The 16,829-nt window shown below is 64.9% G+C and carries 15 protein-coding genes and 1 pseudogene; 12 read left to right on the forward strand and 4 right to left on the reverse strand.

The features are described from left to right. Positions 1-27: 27 nt before the first annotated feature. From OF380_RS18320 to OF380_RS18330, 3 genes and pseudogenes are all read left to right on the forward strand, one after another. A pseudogene (locus OF380_RS18320) lies at positions 28-465 on the forward strand (CoA-binding protein); the annotation flags it as partial. Between the two features lie 381 nt (positions 466-846). Beyond that, entirely contained in the window at positions 847-1,929 is a 1,083-nt protein-coding gene (locus OF380_RS18325; RefSeq protein WP_264046462.1) for a nucleoid-associated protein, read from the forward strand. Then, positions 1,926-2,909, forward strand: coding sequence for a GTP pyrophosphokinase (locus tag OF380_RS18330; protein ID WP_264046463.1), 984 nt, complete (start codon positions 1,926-1,928; stop codon positions 2,907-2,909). Before OF380_RS18325 ends, OF380_RS18330 begins: the two co-directional genes overlap by 4 nt. A gap of 22 nt (positions 2,910-2,931) precedes the next feature. On the opposite strand, the gene OF380_RS18335 is transcribed toward OF380_RS18330, so the two are convergent. Next, entirely contained in the window at positions 2,932-4,218 is a 1,287-nt protein-coding gene (locus OF380_RS18335; protein ID WP_264046465.1) for an MFS transporter, read from the reverse strand. A 355-nt stretch (positions 4,219-4,573) separates the two neighbouring features. On the opposite strand from OF380_RS18335, the gene OF380_RS18340 reads away from it, so the two are divergent. The 4 genes from OF380_RS18340 (at position 4,574) to OF380_RS18355 (ending at position 7,862) form a co-directional block, all read left to right on the forward strand. Next, entirely contained in the window at positions 4,574-5,854 is a 1,281-nt protein-coding gene (locus tag OF380_RS18340) for an O-acetylhomoserine aminocarboxypropyltransferase (RefSeq protein WP_264046467.1), read from the forward strand. A gap of 70 nt (positions 5,855-5,924) precedes the next feature. After that, positions 5,925-6,083: a hypothetical protein gene (locus OF380_RS18345; protein ID WP_264046469.1), complete on the forward strand. Its 159-nt coding sequence runs from the start codon at positions 5,925-5,927 to the stop codon at positions 6,081-6,083. Positions 6,084-6,144: 61 nt separating this feature from the next. Then, complete coding sequence (locus OF380_RS18350) at positions 6,145-6,531, forward strand: response regulator (RefSeq protein WP_264046471.1); 387 nt, start codon at positions 6,145-6,147, stop codon at positions 6,529-6,531. Between the two features lie 35 nt (positions 6,532-6,566). Then, entirely contained in the window at positions 6,567-7,862 is a 1,296-nt protein-coding gene (locus tag OF380_RS18355) for an O-acetylhomoserine aminocarboxypropyltransferase/cysteine synthase family protein (protein WP_264046473.1), read from the forward strand. Between the two features lie 64 nt (positions 7,863-7,926). Here the strand turns inward: OF380_RS18355 and OF380_RS18360 are convergent, their stop codons facing one another. The 3 genes from OF380_RS18360 to OF380_RS18370 form a co-directional block, all read right to left on the reverse strand. Next, positions 7,927-10,269, reverse strand: coding sequence for a putative bifunctional diguanylate cyclase/phosphodiesterase (locus OF380_RS18360; RefSeq protein WP_264046475.1), 2,343 nt, complete (start codon positions 10,267-10,269; stop codon positions 7,927-7,929). Positions 10,270-10,335: 66 nt separating this feature from the next. Continuing rightward, positions 10,336-11,073 carry an RNA methyltransferase gene (locus OF380_RS18365; RefSeq protein ID WP_264046477.1) on the reverse strand — a complete coding sequence of 246 codons (738 nt, stop codon included), beginning with the start codon at positions 11,071-11,073 and terminating at the stop codon, positions 10,336-10,338. A 167-nt stretch (positions 11,074-11,240) separates the two neighbouring features. Further along, positions 11,241-11,789 (reverse strand): formaldehyde-activating enzyme, encoded by a 549-nt coding sequence (locus OF380_RS18370; RefSeq protein WP_264046479.1) that lies wholly within the window; start codon positions 11,787-11,789, stop codon positions 11,241-11,243. 444 nt (positions 11,790-12,233) lie between these two features. Here OF380_RS18370 and OF380_RS18375 point away from each other — a divergent pair, with 444 nt between their 5' ends. The 5 genes from OF380_RS18375 to rplM all read left to right on the forward strand — a co-directional run bounded on the left by OF380_RS18375 (position 12,234) and on the right by rplM (position 16,827). Beyond that, complete coding sequence (locus OF380_RS18375) at positions 12,234-12,743, forward strand: hypothetical protein (protein WP_264046481.1); 510 nt, start codon at positions 12,234-12,236, stop codon at positions 12,741-12,743. An 8-nt stretch (positions 12,744-12,751) separates the two neighbouring features. Beyond that, positions 12,752-13,405 carry a TadE/TadG family type IV pilus assembly protein gene (locus OF380_RS18380; protein WP_264046482.1) on the forward strand — a complete coding sequence of 218 codons (654 nt, stop codon included), beginning with the start codon at positions 12,752-12,754 and terminating at the stop codon, positions 13,403-13,405. A gap of 14 nt (positions 13,406-13,419) precedes the next feature. Next, complete coding sequence (locus tag OF380_RS18385) at positions 13,420-14,790, forward strand: TadE/TadG family type IV pilus assembly protein (protein ID WP_264046483.1); 1,371 nt, start codon at positions 13,420-13,422, stop codon at positions 14,788-14,790. A 152-nt stretch (positions 14,791-14,942) separates the two neighbouring features. Then, a complete protein-coding gene (locus OF380_RS18390) occupies positions 14,943-16,154 on the forward strand; it encodes an NADP-dependent isocitrate dehydrogenase (RefSeq protein ID WP_264051391.1) in 1,212 nt (403 codons plus the stop codon). A 211-nt stretch (positions 16,155-16,365) separates the two neighbouring features. Further along, positions 16,366-16,827: a 50S ribosomal protein L13 gene (rplM, locus tag OF380_RS18395; protein ID WP_019903256.1), complete on the forward strand. Its 462-nt coding sequence runs from the start codon at positions 16,366-16,368 to the stop codon at positions 16,825-16,827. Positions 16,828-16,829 lie beyond the last annotated feature (2 nt).

Genomic DNA, 16,829 nt, shown 5'->3' on the forward strand with positions numbered 1-16,829 from the left:
GGCCGATCCTGCCCGACAAGATGGGGGATGCGCCCAACCGCCGTCTCCCCGCACCACGACGCCTACGACCCCGCCCTGATCCGCCGGGTGCTCCGCGAGACCCGGAGCATCGCCCTGGTCGGCGCCTCGGCCAATCCCGCCCGGCCGAGCCACCACGTCATGGCCTTCCTGCTCGGGCGCGGCTACCGCGTGATCCCGGTCAATCCCGGGCTCAGTGGGCAGACGCTGCTGGGCCAGCCCGTGATCGCCCGCCTCGCCGACCTGCCCGAGCCCGTCGACATGGTCGAGATCTTTCGCAGTTCGGATGCGGCGGGTGGGGTGGTGGACGAGGCCCTGGCCCTTCCGCAGCCGCCGCGGTTCATTTGGATGCAGATCGGGGTGCGGGATGACGCCGCCGCCGCGCGGGCGGAGGCCAAGGGGTGTGTGGTGGTGATGGACCGGTGCCCGAAGATTGAGATTTTTCGGTAGTCTCGCAAACCGCAAACTAAAGCTCCTCCTTAAAAATTGAAATTCCTTATATTAAATCTATTTCATAGATTATATTCTATATAAAATTACCGTACACTGGTGTATATTTGTCTTTCGTCAAAAGAATTATTTAAATTACTTAAATTCTTTCTAAGTGCACGATAACGCTGACTTTCGCTCGGTACACGATGATCGCTACGCGACATCGCTCCAAACGCGCGATCATCGTTTCGAAATTCATTGACTCATCAATTGTATCAGAACATATCGTGAACATGCTAAGCGGTGGAATGGACAAGGATACGGAGCTAGGTCACAACCTAGCATTATTACAGCGAACGGCTGGAGTTTAATAGAAGCCGTTTCACGGGAGAAGACATGATCTGGGAGAACCTAGTCGTGGATCGGCTGATTATCCACGAAGTCCACAAACGCAATATCGATCGAAAGCCAGTCGCGGCGAGTTACGGCGCGGACCTTCTAAAGCTTGGAAGCGACGGCTTGGCGATATTCGCGGATCGTGTTGTTTCTGCGATCGGTAGCCATTCCCAAAGCATGGAAATGACGATCAAGAAGCACAGTCCAGGATGTCTGATAGAAAAAGTACACGGCATGCTTGGGCTTAACGATACAGATTTTATAAATACTTCGCGAATATTTGCTGATAAGCTTACGGACGCACAAATCGCGATCAATCTACCAGGAGGGCTACTCATAGTATTCGATGGCTCCGTCGGTGCCTCTGACCGCCGGCTCATTGGCGTAATTAAAGCTGAGACACACAGTGGCTTCCAGCGCACAGATAACTTGACCGCTCAGTTTGTCAAAGATCTATTTCTTACACCCCAAGCTAAGCTTTATAAGCTCGGCGTTTTTGTTCACGACGGAGTAAGCAGTGAAAGAAATTTGCCTGAAGGTTGGGAGATTACAGTCTTCGACAGCTTGATGACCAATAGCAATCGAGATGGGGCCGCGCAGTATATCTATGAGAGCTTCCTAGGCTGCGAACTACCGTCCACCAGTTCGAGGCTAAACCGAATTTTTTATGAGGGAACACGAAAATTTATCGATCGCCTTGACGCTCCTCCAGAGCAAAAAGCCGACTATGTCTCCGGTCTCTACGTTTATCTGAAGGTTAATCAGTCAAAAACTATCAGTATCGCGAGTTTTGCAGATACTAGTTTTCCGACAGAAATGCGTGACAGCTACGAAAAACATATGAGAAGCAAAGGTTTTCCGTCCACGCTAGTAGAGAAAAATCTTACCGAGATTAACAACAAGCTTCGGCGCCGTCGGTTATCATTTAATCGAAATATCCAATTGGTCGGACCAGCTGAAGCTTTCGAAGAAATTGTTACAATACAGTCAACAGAAATCGAAGTCGCTGTTGGAGAAGGGAAATCCGAGCGTCGTGCTGCTACGTCGATTGTGATTCAAGGTAACATGCAAGAACGAGAATGACTGAAGAACAGTTTCTTGCTCGCTGGAAAAGCGAGCGCGGTATGTATGAGGCTTGGGGGCAGCATGTTGCCTCCAAAATAATTGAAGGTATCGGAAAAGTTGCGCCTTTTCCCGCTGATCTCTTTATCCGTATTCCACCTAAACCACGGGCGAAAACAGAAGCATCAATCTTAGAAAAGGCATTTAGGCGCAATAAAAATTATACGAATCCATATGCCGAAATTACCGATAAAATCGGAGTTCGTTTCGTTGTATTGCTTGGACGGGACATCGACTTAATTTGTCAAATTATTGAAGAATGCGTCCATTGGACATGTTCACGCGATCGCGATTTTCAACGCGAACAAGAGGAACGTCCAATACACTTTGAGTATGCTGCTGTCCACTTTGTTGTTAGGTGTCGCTACGAAACGCGTATTGGCAATCACTTGGTAATGGCAGAAACGCCCTGCGAAGTGCAAGTTAAGACAATTCTTCAGCACGCGTACAGTGAGCTTACTCACGACACGCTCTACAAGCCTTCTGTAATAGCTTCCGCTGGAATGAAGCGTGAGGCAGCAAAGAGCATGGCACTCTTAGAGGCAACGGGAGACTATTTCGAAAAAGTCGTAACTCTTGTCGAAGCCGCAACGGAACCTGCAAAAGGTCTCTCGTTGCATATAGGAGAAATCTATCGGAATTTTATTGGGCGCCCACCCGAGGTAACGCGAGCCGAGGGCCTGATCCTAGAAGCTTACGATGACAATATCGGTACTAACGCCTCTGAACGAGTAAAAGCTCTTTTAATTGCAAAGCCTTATATTTGTAAAAAAATCCAAGCGCGCGCAGCTAACGGGCTACTCTATCGCCAACCATCGATCCTCATTGTATATCTTATGGTGGCAGAGCTGCCATCCAAGGCTAAGACTGAATGGCCATTTGTGCCAGATGAATTGAGGCCCATATATACCGACCTTGGCATTTCCTTCGACGGATATTAAATTATTAAGCAAAATCTTACATCTATATTTCCACCTTTCGCGTCTCACTCATCATCGCCACAGCCATAAAACTTACCCCAGCCGCAACCGCCAAATACAGCCCCACCCAACCCACACCACCCCACTCACTCAACCGCTGCGCCAGGTACGGCGCGGCGGACGCCCCCAAAATCCCCGCGAGGTTGTAGGTCACGCTCGCCCCGGTGTAGCGCACGCGGGTCGGGAAGAGTTCGGGCAGGAGCGCCCCCATGGGGCCGAACAGCCAGCCCATGGCGAACAGGCCCAGGCACAGGAAGCCGAGGACGAGGCCGCCCTGGCCGCTGCCGAGCATCGGACCCATCAGCAGGCCGAGGCTGGCGGTGAAGACGAGGCCGGAGAGGAGGACGGGGCGGCGTCCGTAGCGGTCGGCGGCCCAGCCCGAGAGGGGGATGCCGAGGCCCATGAACAGCACGGCGACGCACTCGAACAGCAGGAAGGTCGGCCGGGTGAAGCCCAGCGTCGAGACACCGTAGCTGAGGGCGAACACGGTGGAGAGGTAGAACACCGCGTAGCAGGCCACCATCGCGAAGGTGCCGAGCAGCGTCGCGCGGATGTACCTGGTGAAGATCACGGCCAGCGGCACGCGCTCCGGGGCGGCCTTCTCCAGGGCGGCCTTGAACACCGGGGTCTCGGTGAGCTTGAGCCGGACATAGAGCCCGACGCCGACGAGCGCGGCCGAGGCCAGGAACGGGATGCGCCAGCCCCAGGCCTGGAAGTCGGCCGGGCTGAGCGCCAGGGCCAGTCCGAGGAAGCCGAGATTGGCGGTGATGAAGCCCACCGGCGCCCCGAGCTGCGGGAAGATGCCGTAGAGGGCGCGTCGCCCGGGCGGGGCGTTCTCCACCGCCAGCAGGGCCGCGCCGCCCCACTCGCCGCCGAAGCCCACGCCCTGCCCGAAGCGCAGCACGCAGAGGAGGAAGGGCGCCCACCAGCCGGCGGTGGCGTAGGAGGGCAGGCAGCCGATCAGCACCGTCGACAGGCCCATGATCATCAGCGAGGCCACCAGCGTGGCTTTCCGCCCGACCCGGTCGCCGAAATGCCCGAAGAACGCCGCGCCCATCGGCCGCGCGATGAAGGCGATCGAGAAGGTGGCGAAGGCCGCCAGCGTCTGCACCGCCGGATCGCCCGGCGGAAAGAAGATCGGCCCGATCACCAGCGCGGCGGCGGTGGCATAGACGTAGAAGTCGTAGAACTCGATCGCCGTGCCGACGAAGCTCGCGATGAGGATGCGCGCGGCGGGCACGGTCTCGGGCGTCGGTGTCTGGGAAGTCATCGCTTCGGAAGTCATGATCGGGCGGGTCGCATGCTGGCTCATGGCCGGGGCCATAACCCAAGCGTCACCGGCAGGATAGCGCTGGTACGCGGTCGACCTGCACCTTCCCGCTTGCGGGGAGGGGTCAGGGGTGGGGGTGCCGGCCCCGGTCGAGGGGCGCGCGCGCCCGCCGCTCCGACCTCCGCACGCGAGAACCAAAAGCCCCGGGAGGACGCGTGCCCCCGCCTTGACCCCTCCGTGCGTCCGGCATAAAGAACTCACGTTCGTTACAACGAATGGCGCCCGCTTCCACCGTCCCCGGTCCGGGCGTAGAAGACGCGGGTTGCGGGCCTGCAGCGGCCCGGGAGGAGTTGCCATGACCGATCGTCTGCCCGGCTTCAACACGCTGGCCATCCATGCCGGCGCGGCGCCCGACGCGACGACCGGCGCGCGCGCCACGCCGATCTACCAGACCGCCTCGTTCGTGTTCGACGACGCGGAGCACGCCGCCTCGCTGTTCGGGCTCCAGGCCTTCGGCAACATCTACTCGCGCATCACCAACCCCACCAACGCGGTGCTGGAGGAGCGCGTCGCCGCGCTCGAAGGCGGCACGGCCGCCGTGGCGGTGGCCTCGGGCCACGCCGCCGAGTTCCTGGTGATGCACGCCCTGATGCAGCCCGGCGACGCGTTCGTCGCCTCGACCCGCCTCTACGGCGGCTCGATCAACCAGTTCAACCATTCCTACAAGAACTTCGGCTGGAACGTGATCTGGGCGGATGCCGACGATCCGGCCGCGTTCGAGGCCGCGATCACGCCCAACACCAAGGCGATCTTCTGTGAATCGATCGCCAATCCCGGCGGGGTCGTCACCGACATCGCGGCGCTCTCGGCCATCGCCAAGCGCCACAACATCCCGCTCATCGTCGACAACACGATGGCGAGCCCCTACCTGATCCGCCCCTTCGAGCACGGCGCCGACATCGTCGTGCACTCGGCCACCAAGTTCCTCGGCGGGCACGGCAACTCCATCGGCGGCCTCGTGGTCGATGGCGGCACCTTCCCGTGGGCGGGGGACGCGCGCTTCCCCATGATGTCGGCCCCGCGCCCGGAATATGCCGGGATGGTGCTGGCCGAGACCTTCGGCAACTTCGCCCTCGCCATCGCGGTGCGGGTGCTGGGCCTGCGCGACCTCGGCCCGGCGCTCTCGCCCTTCAACGCCTTCCTGCTCTTGTCCGGCATCGAGACCCTGCCGCTGCGCATGCAGCGCCACTGCGACAACGCGCTAGCGGTGGCCACCCACCTGCAGACCCACCCGGCCGTGGCCTGGGTGAGCTATCCGGGCCTGGAGAGCGACCGCTACCACGCGCTCGCCCGGCGCTATTCGCCCAACGGCGCAGGCGCGGTGTTCACGATCGGCCTGGAGGGCGGCTACGAGGCGGGCGTGAAGCTCGTCTCCAACCTGACCCTGTTCTCGCATCTCGCCAATATCGGCGACACCCGCTCGCTGATCATCCACCCCGCCTCCACCACCCACCGCCAGCTCACCGACCCGCAGCGGATCGCCGCCGGGGCGGGGCCGGAGGTGGTGCGCCTCTCGGTCGGGCTCGAGGATCCACAGGATCTGATCGAGGATCTCGACGCGGCGCTGGGGGCCTGAATGGCCCGCGTGTTAACGCTTCCTTTACCAACCCGGGCCGAGGCTCATGCGGCGGTGACCGGAGGGCGCGATGTCGGCCTTGTATGGTTTGGAACAGATCGACGACGGCGTGCTGCTGGTCCTCGTCTTCGTCGCGCTGATCGCGCTGGCGGTGGTCTGCGCCCCGTCTCCGCCGACGCGCCGGCTGACCGCCCTCGCCAGACGCCCGCGCGACACCGCCCGTTATTGACGCCACTCCCGGGTGGGACTAGGCCCCGCCTTTTCCCCAGCGCGAGATCGTCCGGCCGCCGATGACGCAAGACCAGCCCGATCTTCCCGTCGTGCTCCTCGTCGAAGACGACGGCCTCCTGTTGATGGAAGCCGCCGACACCCTCGCGGATGCCGGGTTCGAGGTGCTGGAGGCGACCCACGCCGACAACGCCCTGACGGTCCTGGAGACCCGCGACGACGTCGGCGTGCTGATGACGGATGTGGACATGCCGCGCGGCTCGATGGACGGCTTCGCCCTCGCGCGTCTCGTCGCCCATCGCTGGCCGACGATCCCCGTCCTCGTCGTCTCCGGCATGGGCACCCCCGGCCCGCACGACATGCCGGACGGCGCCCGCTTCATCCCGAAGCCCTACGAGCCCTCGACCCTGGTCCGGACCCTGCGCGCCTTCACCAACCGCGCCGCCTGACCGCCCGCACGCCCTGTCCAGACACGGGAGGCCCCATGGCCACCGACACCGCCACGCACCGTTTCGCGACCCAGGCCATCCATGCCGGCGCCGCACCCGACCCCGCCACCGGCGCGCGGGCCCAGCCCATCTACTTCACCAACGGCTTCGTGTTCGAGGATACCGAGCAGGCGGCCGACATCTTCGCCATGCGCCGCACGGGCTTCTCGTACTCGCGCGGCTCGAACCCGACCGTGGCCGCCCTGGAGCGCCGCGTCGCCGCCCTGGAGGGCGCCAAGGCCGCCGTGGCCGTGGCCTCGGGCCAGTCGGCCGTGCTCATGGTGCTGATGACCCTGATGCAGAGCGGGGACGCCTACGTCGCCTCCTCGCGCCTGTTCGGCGGCTCGCTCGGCCTGATGAACCGCCTCGACGGGCGCTACCACCTCAAGCCGCAATTCACGCGCGGGCTGACACCGGCGGATTTCGAGGCGCAGATCACGCCCGAGACCCGGGCGATCATCTGCGAATCCATCGTCAATCCCTGCGCCACGGTGATGGATCTGGCCGGCATCGCCGAGGTGGCGCACCGGCACGGGCTGCCCCTCGTCGTCGACAACACCCTGGCCTCGCCGGCCCTGATCCGGCCCATCGAGCACGGCGCCGACATCGTCATCCACTCCACCTCGAAGTTCCTCGGCGGCTCGGGCCAGACCATCGGCGGCGTGATCTGCGACGCGGGCCGGTTCGACTGGGCGGCGGTGCCGGGCCGCTACAACCTGATGAGCGAGCCCTGGGACGATTACGACGGGCTCGTGCTCACCGAGCGCTTCCCCGACTTCGCCTTCGCCTCGGCCTGCCGGGTGTTCGGCATGCGCGAACTCGGCCCCGGCCTCTCGCCGATGAACGCCTTCCTCACGCTCACCGGCATCGAGACCCTGCCGCTGCGGATGGAGCGGCACTGTTCGAACGCCAGGACGGTGGCGGCCTTCCTCCAGGAGCACCCGGCGGTGGCGTGGGTGAGCTATCCGGCCCTGCCGGGCCAGGAAGGCGAGGCGCTCGCCGCCCGCTACGTGCCGCAGGGTCCGGGCTCGATCTTCACCGTGGCGCTGAAGGGCGGCGAGCCGGCGGCGGTCAAGTTCATCATGAGCCTGAAGCTGATCTCGCACCTCGTGAACATCGGCGAGATCAAGTCGCTGGCCATCCACCCGGCCACCACGACCCATCGCCAGCTCAGCCCCGCCGACAAGGCCGCCGCCATGGTCGGGCCCGAGACGGTGCGCCTCTCGATCGGGCTGGAGAATGCCGAGGACCTGATCGCCGACGTCGCGCAGGCCCTCGGCCAGCTCGGCTGAGACCCGCTCTCCCGGATCCCGGCCCGGGGTCGGGATCCGCCGAGTCCAGCGGCCTCGAGTCCCGTCAGGCGAACTGGAGCTGCTGCGACGGCTCCTCGCCGCCGAGGAGGTCGGGCCGGTTGCGCAGGAACCAGGGGACGCGGCTCGCCGGCATCGGCTTGCCGTAGAGGTAGCCCTGGACGTTCGTGCAGCCCTCGGCCCGGAGGAAGGTGGCCTGCTCCAGGGTCTCGACGCCCTCGGCGGTGACGGCGAGGTTCAGGCTGCGGCCGAGTTGCAGCACGGCGGTGACGATGGCGGCATCGTTGGCATCGCGCTCCAGGTCCCGGACGAAGCTCCGGTCGATCTTGATCTCGTCGACCGGAAACTGCTTCAGGTGCGTCAGCGAGGCGTAGCCGGTTCCGAAATCGTCGAGCGCGATCCGGATTCCCGCGCCGTGCAGCGTGTCCAGCACGGCGTTGACCCGCTCCGCATGCCCGGCGAGGAGGACCGTCTCGGTGACCTCCACGCCGACATGGTCGCGCGGAACGCCGCTCCGTTCGATATCCTCGAGGATGCCGCCCGCGAGGTCGCCCTGTGCGAACTGCGCGGCCGAGAGGTTGATGAAGACCCGGCCGGGATCGAGGTCGCGCCCGAGCCAGCCGGCGATATCGGCGAGGACCTGACGGCGCAGGGCCGACCCCACCGCGATGCCGATCTCCGGATCGTCGAATACCGTCGAGAAGGCATTGGGCATGAGCAGCCCGCGGGTCGGATGCTGCCAGCGCGCCAGGGCCTCGAACCCGATCACCGCCCCGGAGACCAGATCGACCTTGGGCTGGTAGAAGGGCACTAGGCCGCAGCCCTCGTCCAGGGACGCGCGCATTTCGCGGGTCACCCGCACGCGCTCCTCGATGTTCGCGCGCAGGGTCGGGTCGAACAGGGTCGCGCAGTTCCGGCCGGACGCCTTGGCGGCGTAGAGCGCCAGGTCGGCATCGGTGAAGAGGTCCGCCGCGTTGCGGGCATGCTGCGGATAGAGCGCGAGGCCGAGGCTCGCCCGGGGCGAGACGATCCGCCCGCCGATCGGCATCGGCGGGTGCAGGGCGTCCAGGATGCGGTTCGCCAGGGCGCCGAGGCTGCGCTCGCAATCCGCTCCGGTCTGGTTCCGGTCCACGATGATGACGAACTCGTCGCCGCCGAGGCGCGCCACGAGGTCACCGGGGTCGATGGCGCCGCTCAGGCGCCGGGCGACCTCCTTGAGCAGCGCGTCGCCGGAATCGTGACCCAGCGTATCGTTGACCTCCTTGAAGGCATCGAGATCGAGGAGGATGAGCCCGACCCCGGCTCCGTCCGCCGCCGCCCGGTGCAGGGAGGTATCGAGGGTCGCCTGGAAGAGCGCGCGGTTCGGAAGCCCGGTGAGGACGTCGTGGTGGGCCGCGAGGCGGACCTGCTCCTCGATGGCCTTGCGGCTGGTGATGTCGACGAGACTGGAGACGAGGCAGCCGATTCCCTCGACCTGAACCGTTTCGATCGAGAGCAGGATATCCCGGTGCTCACCCGACAGGATGGTGATGCGGGTCTCGTGGTCGCGGACCGCGCCGTTCCGGTCGAGCAGCTGCTGCATCCGGAACCGCTCGGACCCCGCAACGAAGTCGCGCGTGCGATAGTGGGCCAGCGTGTCCCCGTCGCGCACGCCGAAGAACCGGTTGCCGGCATCGTTGGTGCTGATGATCTGGCCGTCGCGGGCATGCGCGACCACAATGGGCACCGGGACGGCGCGGAACATCGTCTCGAACAGGGCGCGGCTCTCGGTCAGTTCGCGGTTGACCCGGCGTTCCGACTCGGTCGCGGCCCATTCGAGGCGCCGGATCCGGTTCGAGCGGATCACGAACAGCATGGTGGCGCCGTTGACCAGCCCGCAGACGAGCAGCAGGCCGAGCGCCGTCGGCGGCAGCGGCAGGGGCATCAGGTAGCATCCGAGCAGAATGATGGTGCCGACCACGCCCGAACACACGGTCCAGGCGAAGCGGGTGGGCAGCACGAGCATGTAGGCGGCCGGCGCCATCAGGGTCGTGAACAGCGCGATCTCGGAATGCGACGTACAGAGGTAGCCCGCCGCCGCCACGGTCGTGCACTGCCAGGCCACCGCGATCCGCTGAAGACCCGTGAAGGTTCGCGTCCGGTGCAACAGAACCAGGCCGAGAACGGCGAGCACGATGATGCTGAACCGGGATGCCAGGACCGGTGCGAAGCGGTCCGTGCCGGCAAAGCGCGCATCGTTGAGGAAGAAGAGCAGGTTGAGCGCGGCGGTGAGGATGAGGACCAGCCGGGTATGACGGATCGTCTCGGGAAGCCGCTCCGCCTGGAACGTGGCTTCCCGCTCAGGTGAGGCGAACTCGCCTCCAAACGATGTCAGACCCTGGATTAACATAAGTCAGGACGATGGCAGGCAAGTATGGCTTGACCGTTAAGAGGCGACGGCTTCCCCGTGACAAGCTTAGGGCGTCCGGCGCGGGGCGAGGGCGCGCAGGGCGCCGCGCATCGTGCGCACGTCCTGCTCGGTCATCGCCATACGGTGGAGCATGTCGCGCATGTTGCGAGCGATGATCTCGCGTTTCTCCGGCGGGTAGAAGCCGGCCGCCGCGAGGCTGTCCTCCAGCGTCGCGAAGAGCGAGACCATCGCCTCGCGGGTGGCCGGGGGCGAGAGCATCTCGCCTGTGAAGGGCAGGCGCGTCAGGCCCGCCGCCCGGCGCCACTCGTAGCTCATGAGGAGCACGCCCTGCGCGAGGTTGAGCGACGAGAAGCGGGCATCGACCGGGAAGGTGACGATGGCGTCGGCCAGGGAGACCTCGTCGTTGTCGAGGCCCGCGCGTTCGCGCCCGAACAGGATCCCGGTGCGCTGGCCCACCCGGCCCACGACGTCCCGCATGGCCGCGTCGGGGGCGAGCACCCGCTTCATCTGGCCGCGCTCCCGCGCCGTGGTGGCGAGCACGTAGTGGAGATCGGCGATCGCTTCGGCGAGGGTGGCGTGGACGCTGGCGCCGTCGAGGACGTGGGTCGCCCCGGAGGCCGCCTCCCGCACCCCCTTCTTCGGCCAGCCGCCCTTGGGCGCCACCAGGCGAAGCTCGGACAAGCCGAAATTCGCCATGGCGCGGGCGGTCATGCCGATGTTCTCGGCGAGTTGCGGCTGCACCAGGATGATGACGGGGCCGGGCGGGGGCGCGGGTTCGGTCATGGCGGCATCCGAGGACGGGAGGGCAGGGAGCATGTCCCGCCCTCTGGCACAGGCCGGACGCCACCGCAAAGCGCCGGGGCGGCGACGTGGGACGCCGCTCCGGCGCCGGCGGGCGCCGCACCCGGAACGGGAGGCAGTGGCCGGGGCGCGGCGCCCCGGCGCCGGGCTCAGATCTTACCGTCGAGGCCCATCTGGTAGTACTTGTGGGTGATCTTGTCCTGGTTCTCCAGGAGCCAGTCGATGGACGGCTCGTTGGCCATCGCCTTGCGGATCGCCTCCGTCATGCCCCGGCGCTGGATGTCGAACAGGGCCTTGTGGTCAACGGTCTCGGCCTCGATCACGCCGGGGCTCAGCCAGACGGAGCAGATGATGCCGAGGTCGTTGGCCTTCTCCTTCGGGATGTAGCCGGCGCGCACCGCGTCGAGGACGCCGTTGGCGATGGCGAACTGCACGGTGCCCATCAGGATCGAGGTGTATTTCGAGGTCTCGACGCTGACCTTCGACACGCACAGCGTCACCGGCCGCACCATGATGTCGGTGTTCAGCAGCGCGAAGACCCGGCTGTGGCCCACGACCTGATCGCCGGTCAGGGTCGCGAGGGCCGTGCCCACCGGACCGTCGAGTTCACCGATGATGACCTCGGGCTCGGAGGCGGTGTTGGGCGGGCCGCCCGCGACCAGGGCCTCGCCGGCCCGCAGGATGATGCGTTCGCTCATGGGATCTCTCCAGGATCGTCGTGGGATTGCGTTGGACGCCGCAAGGGACATCACCCCGGCGCCCTCGATGTCCAGCCCCCCGATGTCCAGCCTCCCATGCGCTGCTCGGATGCAGTGTTCCGATGGCGGCCCCGGAAACGGCGTAGTCGCACCGCCGGATCATCCGCGGTTCGAGAAAATCTTCGTCCGGCGCGCCGTTCCGGTACCGAAGTCATCGGACTTTAAGGCTTCGAATGCATCAGACATGACGTCCGCCGGCACCATCGGGGCAGGGCGATATCGAGAGAACGTTCGGGTCCGTTCGTCATGGCGCTGCGACAGAACTGGGGATCCCCGACGAAGACCCAGCGTCATCCTGCGCGATGGTCGATCACGGGCCGCCTTTCGCGTCGCGGAGACTTCTGGAGATCGAGGGATGGCGCGACGGCCGTCGAGTTCGCCCTCGTGATCCCGCTCTTCATCCTCCTGCTGATCGAGATCCTCCAGGGCGGCCTCTACGTGTTCTGCTCGGCGGCCATCGAGAAGGCGACCGGCGATGCCGGCCGTGCGGTCATGCTCGGTGCGTTGCCGGGTACGGCCTCCAGCGCCGAGGGATTTCGCAACACCGTGGTGTGCGCGAACCTGCTCGCGGGCCTGTCCTGCGGCAACATCGTCGCCAGCCTGCAGACGACGACCCTGAGCGGGTCGGGCACCGGCTACGCGAAGTTCGTGAGCGCCGACGAGAAGAGCCTCGCGACGACGACGATGGACGACAGCACGAGCGCCTACTGCCCGGGCGCGCCCGGGACCTACGGATACATCCAGGTCTTCTACGCGGTGCCGGTGTTCAGCCCGCTCTGGGCGACCCTGGCCGGCACGACCACCTGGAACGGCAACACCGTCGTCTTCGCCCGCTCGGCGCTCGCCTTCCGGAACGAGCCCTTCCTCAGCGCAAGCGTCTCCACGGGGTGCTGAGAACCACCATGCGCCGCCCGAGCCTCTCGCGGTTTGCCTCCGATCGGCGCGGCGTCGCCCTGGTCGAGTTCGCGTTCGTCCTCCCCCTCCTGATCCTGCTCTCGGTGGTGGCCTTCGATCTCATTCGCTACGTCATCTACATGCGCAAGGTCGAACTCGCCGCGAGTACGATCGCCGACCTCGTCGCGCGCAACGATACCGGGACGATCACCCAGACCGACCTGCAGGCGATCGCGCGCGCGCAGCTCGTGATCTTTCCCGAAGCGATGACAGCGGCCCGGGACAGCAACACGTCGGTCTGGTCGCTGCTGAAATGGACCCTGTCCGGGGTCCAGTTCCGCAAACCCCCGACCTGCCTCACGAACTGCACCTACGTGGCCACGGTGGCCTGGAGCGCCGGCCTGAAGCGCCCCTGCCTGACGCCCCTGACCTCGGTGGCCAATACCGCGGGCCCCAGCCCGACGACGCTGCCGAGCGAGACCTTCGGGCCGGGCTTCCTCGTCGTGGCGGACGTGGTCTTCAGCTACAAGCCGCTGATCGCCCAGTCGGTGGTCGGCTCGATCGACATCGCGAAGTCCTTCTACGTCGCCCCGCGCTACGTCTCGAGCATCGCCTTCGACACCACCGGCGGCACCACCTCCGCCGGCGCCTGCCCCCTGTGACGAGGCGAACCGCCATGACCGCCCGATCCGCCGACGGGTTCGCCCGGCTCACGCGCCGGCTCCGGCCGTTCCGCGCGGCGCGCGGCGGCAACATCCTGATCCTCTTCGCCCTCGCGCTGATCCCGATGATCGGCATGGTCGGGGTCGGCCTCGACTACTTCCGGGGCCTGACCTACCGCGCGCATTTCGACCGGGCGGCGGACGCCGCCGTGATCACCGCGATCGCGACGGCCCGGGACTACATCTCCACGAACCCCAACAACGAAGCGAACCCGACCGCCGCCGCCCTCGCGCTCGGACAGACGCGCGGCCTGGCGACCTTTCGCGTCAACGCGGCCTCGATGCTGTCGAGCGTGCCCCTCACCCCGACCCTGACGGTGAACCGCACCGGCGGCGTCATCACGGCCACGGCCAACTACGCCGGGACCTTCCCCTCGGCCTTCGGCCGCGTCTTCAGCGAGACCACCACCATCAACGTGGCGGGCAAGTCGAGTTCGAGCCTGACGCTCGGAATCTACACGGATTTTTATCTCCTGCTCGACACCTCGGGGTCGATGGGATTTCCGACCTCCGCAGCCCAGCAGATTTCCTTCGCCAGACTCAATCCGGACATGGCCGACGGGAATCGTAAAAACTGCGCTTTTGCCTGCCATTTTCCAAATAATAATCCACCTTGGCAAGGTGTTGCGATCGCAAAACTCAACAACATAGAACTGCGGATCAAGACCGTCAGCAATGCAGTCCAGGGATTGCTTCAAAAAGCCAAGGCAAATCGAACCCTGGCCAATCAATATCGCGTCGGCCTCTTTCCGTTCATCAGCTACATGGAAACGGCGGCCGCTCTTACATCGGATCTGGATTCACTCGCGGGCATCGACCTCGAGAACTACATGGATATCGGTGACGCGACGCGACCGCGCGGGAGCGGAGGAACCCACTACGACAATGTCCTGCCCGCCATGAACCGTCTGATCACCACGGTGGGAGACGGGACCTCGGCCAGCAGGGCGCTTCCGTTCGTCTTCCTGATCACGGATGGAGTTGCGAACAATCAATACTTCAATGTCAGACTCCCTCGACAATGGGGAGACGGGTCCCGGCCGGTCAAGCTCGACCCTTCCCTGTGCAAGCCTCTGAAGGACAGGGGTATCACCGTATCCGTCCTCTACATTCCCTACGTACCTCTGGAGACACCGATCAATGGGAATACATACGGGGAGAGCGTGGAGACGAACAGAATCATCCCGGATGTCCCAAAAACGCTGCAGGACTGCGCCTCCACGGGCTACTTCCGCACCGCGAGCTCGGCCTCCGAGATCCAGGAAGCCCTGAACGCGATGTTCGACCAGGCGACCCGCAAGGCGCGCCTCGTGGCGTCGCCCTGACAGGCCCATCCATTTGTCATGGCCGCCGGGCCGGGGACCTGTTTCCGCATCGGGGGCGCGCGGGCTAAGGACGGCGCGAGATCGGCATCCGCCTTGCGTTCCGGCCGGGCGTGGAGCCGATGGACATCCTGGCTCAGGAAGGCGTGCTGCAGATGGACAAGATCAAGGTTGCGAACCCGGTCGTCGAACTCGACGGCGACGAGATGACCCGGATCATCTGGAGCGAGATCAAGAACAAGCTGATCCACCCCTACCTCGACCTGAACCTGGATTACTACGACCTCGGCGTCGAGCACCGCGACGCCACCAACGACCGGGTCACCGTCGAGGCGGCCGAGGCGATCAAGCGCCACGGGGTCGGCGTGAAGTGCGCCACCATCACCCCCGACGAGCAGCGCGTGAAGGAGTTCGGCCTCAAGGAGATGTGGAAGTCGCCCAACGGCACCATCCGCAACATCCTCGGCGGCGTCATCTTCCGCGAGCCGATCATCTGCCAGAACGTGCCCCGCCTCGTGCCGGGCTGGACCCAGCCCATCGTGGTCGGCCGCCACGCCTACGGCGACCAGTACAAGGCCACCGACTTCAAGGTGCCCGGCAAGGGCCGCCTGACCATCAAGTTCGAGGGCGAGGACGGCACGGTCATCGAGAAGGAAGTCTTCAACTTCCCGAGCCCCGGCGTCGCCCAGGCGATGTACAACCTCGACGATTCGATCCGCGACTTCGCCCGCGCCTCGATGAACTACGGCCTGAACCGCAAGTACCCGGTCTATCTCTCCACCAAGAACACCATCCTGAAGGCCTATGACGGCCGCTTCAAGGACCTGTTCGAGGAGGTCTTCCAGAACGAGTTCAAGGCCAAGTTCGACGCCGCCGGCATCACCTACGAGCACCGCCTCATCGACGACATGGTGGCCTCGGCCCTCAAGTGGTCGGGCGGCTACGTCTGGGCCTGCAAGAACTACGACGGCGACGTGCAGTCCGACACGGTGGCCCAGGGCTTCGGCTCGCTCGGCCTGATGACCTCGGTCCTGCTCACCCCCGACGGCCGGACCGTCGAGGCCGAGGCCGCCCACGGCACCGTGACCCGCCACTACCGCGAGCACCAGAAGGGCAAGGAGACCTCCACCAACTCCATCGCGTCGATCTTCGCCTGGAGCCGGGGCCTCGCCCACCGGGCCAAGCTCGACGACAACGCGGCCTTGGCCAAGTTCGCCAACACCCTGGAGACCGTCTGCGTCGACACCGTCGAGGCGGGCTTCATGACCAAGGACCTCGCCCTCCTCGTCGGCCCCGACCAGAAGTGGCTCTCCACCACGGGCTTCCTCGACAAGGTCGACGCCCACCTGAAGGCCGCGATGGCCTGAAGCCCGGACCGGCCGGGCAGGGCGACGCGGTATCTCGATACCACAACGCCGAACCCTCTGCGCTGATTGGGTTTTTCGGATTTTCGGCCCGCGCAACGTCGAGAGCGCTTGACGCGGACCCGCCATCCCCCTAAGGCAACCCCAACGCCGCCGCGTCCCGCACGCGGCGGCGCATCGTTTTGAATTCAGACACCATACGGAACGCCACGGGATGAAGACCTTTTCTCTGAAGCCCGCCGACGTCGACAAGAAGTGGATCATCGTCGATGCGGAGGGCCTGGTCGTCGGCCGGCTCGCCTCCATCGTCGCCATGCGCCTGCGCGGCAAGCACAAGCCCGCGTACACGCCCCACGTCGATTGCGGCGACAACGTCATCGTCATCAACGCCGAGAAGGTGAAGTTCACCGGCCGCAAGCGCGAGCAGAAGGTGTACTACCACCACACCGGCTACCCGGGCGGCATCAAGGAGCGGACCGCGAAGTTCATCCTCGACGGCCGGTTCCCCGAGCGGGTGGTCGAGAAGGCCGTCGAGCGCATGCTCCCGCGCGGGCCGCTCTTCCGCCAGATCATGGGCAACCTCCGCGTCTATAAGGGCAACGAGCATCCCCACACCGCCCAGCAGCCGCAGGCGCTCGACGTCGGCAGCCTCAACCGCAAGAACGTGAGCGCTTGATC

Source organism: Methylobacterium sp. FF17, assembly GCF_025813715.1.
GTDB lineage: Bacteria > Pseudomonadota > Alphaproteobacteria > Rhizobiales > Beijerinckiaceae > Methylobacterium > Methylobacterium flocculans.

Coding starts and splice junctions, on each gene's coding strand:
- OF380_RS18325 (WP_264046462.1), top strand. CDS start 847: ATGATCTGGGAGAACCTAGTCGTGGATCGGCTGATTATCCACGAAGTC.
- OF380_RS18330 (WP_264046463.1), top strand. CDS start 1,926: ATGACTGAAGAACAGTTTCTTGCTCGCTGGAAAAGCGAGCGCGGTATG.
- OF380_RS18335 (WP_264046465.1), bottom strand. CDS start 4,218: ATGACTTCCCAGACACCGACGCCCGAGACCGTGCCCGCCGCGCGCATC.
- OF380_RS18340 (WP_264046467.1), top strand. CDS start 4,574: ATGACCGATCGTCTGCCCGGCTTCAACACGCTGGCCATCCATGCCGGC.
- OF380_RS18345 (WP_264046469.1), top strand. CDS start 5,925: ATGTCGGCCTTGTATGGTTTGGAACAGATCGACGACGGCGTGCTGCTG.
- OF380_RS18350 (WP_264046471.1), top strand. CDS start 6,145: ATGACGCAAGACCAGCCCGATCTTCCCGTCGTGCTCCTCGTCGAAGAC.
- OF380_RS18355 (WP_264046473.1), top strand. CDS start 6,567: ATGGCCACCGACACCGCCACGCACCGTTTCGCGACCCAGGCCATCCAT.
- OF380_RS18360 (WP_264046475.1), bottom strand. CDS start 10,269: ATGTTAATCCAGGGTCTGACATCGTTTGGAGGCGAGTTCGCCTCACCT.
- OF380_RS18365 (WP_264046477.1), bottom strand. CDS start 11,073: ATGACCGAACCCGCGCCCCCGCCCGGCCCCGTCATCATCCTGGTGCAG.
- OF380_RS18370 (WP_264046479.1), bottom strand. CDS start 11,789: ATGAGCGAACGCATCATCCTGCGGGCCGGCGAGGCCCTGGTCGCGGGC.
- OF380_RS18380 (WP_264046482.1), top strand. CDS start 12,752: ATGCGCCGCCCGAGCCTCTCGCGGTTTGCCTCCGATCGGCGCGGCGTC.
- OF380_RS18385 (WP_264046483.1), top strand. CDS start 13,420: ATGACCGCCCGATCCGCCGACGGGTTCGCCCGGCTCACGCGCCGGCTC.
- OF380_RS18390 (WP_264051391.1), top strand. CDS start 14,943: ATGGACAAGATCAAGGTTGCGAACCCGGTCGTCGAACTCGACGGCGAC.
- rplM (WP_019903256.1), top strand. CDS start 16,366: ATGAAGACCTTTTCTCTGAAGCCCGCCGACGTCGACAAGAAGTGGATC.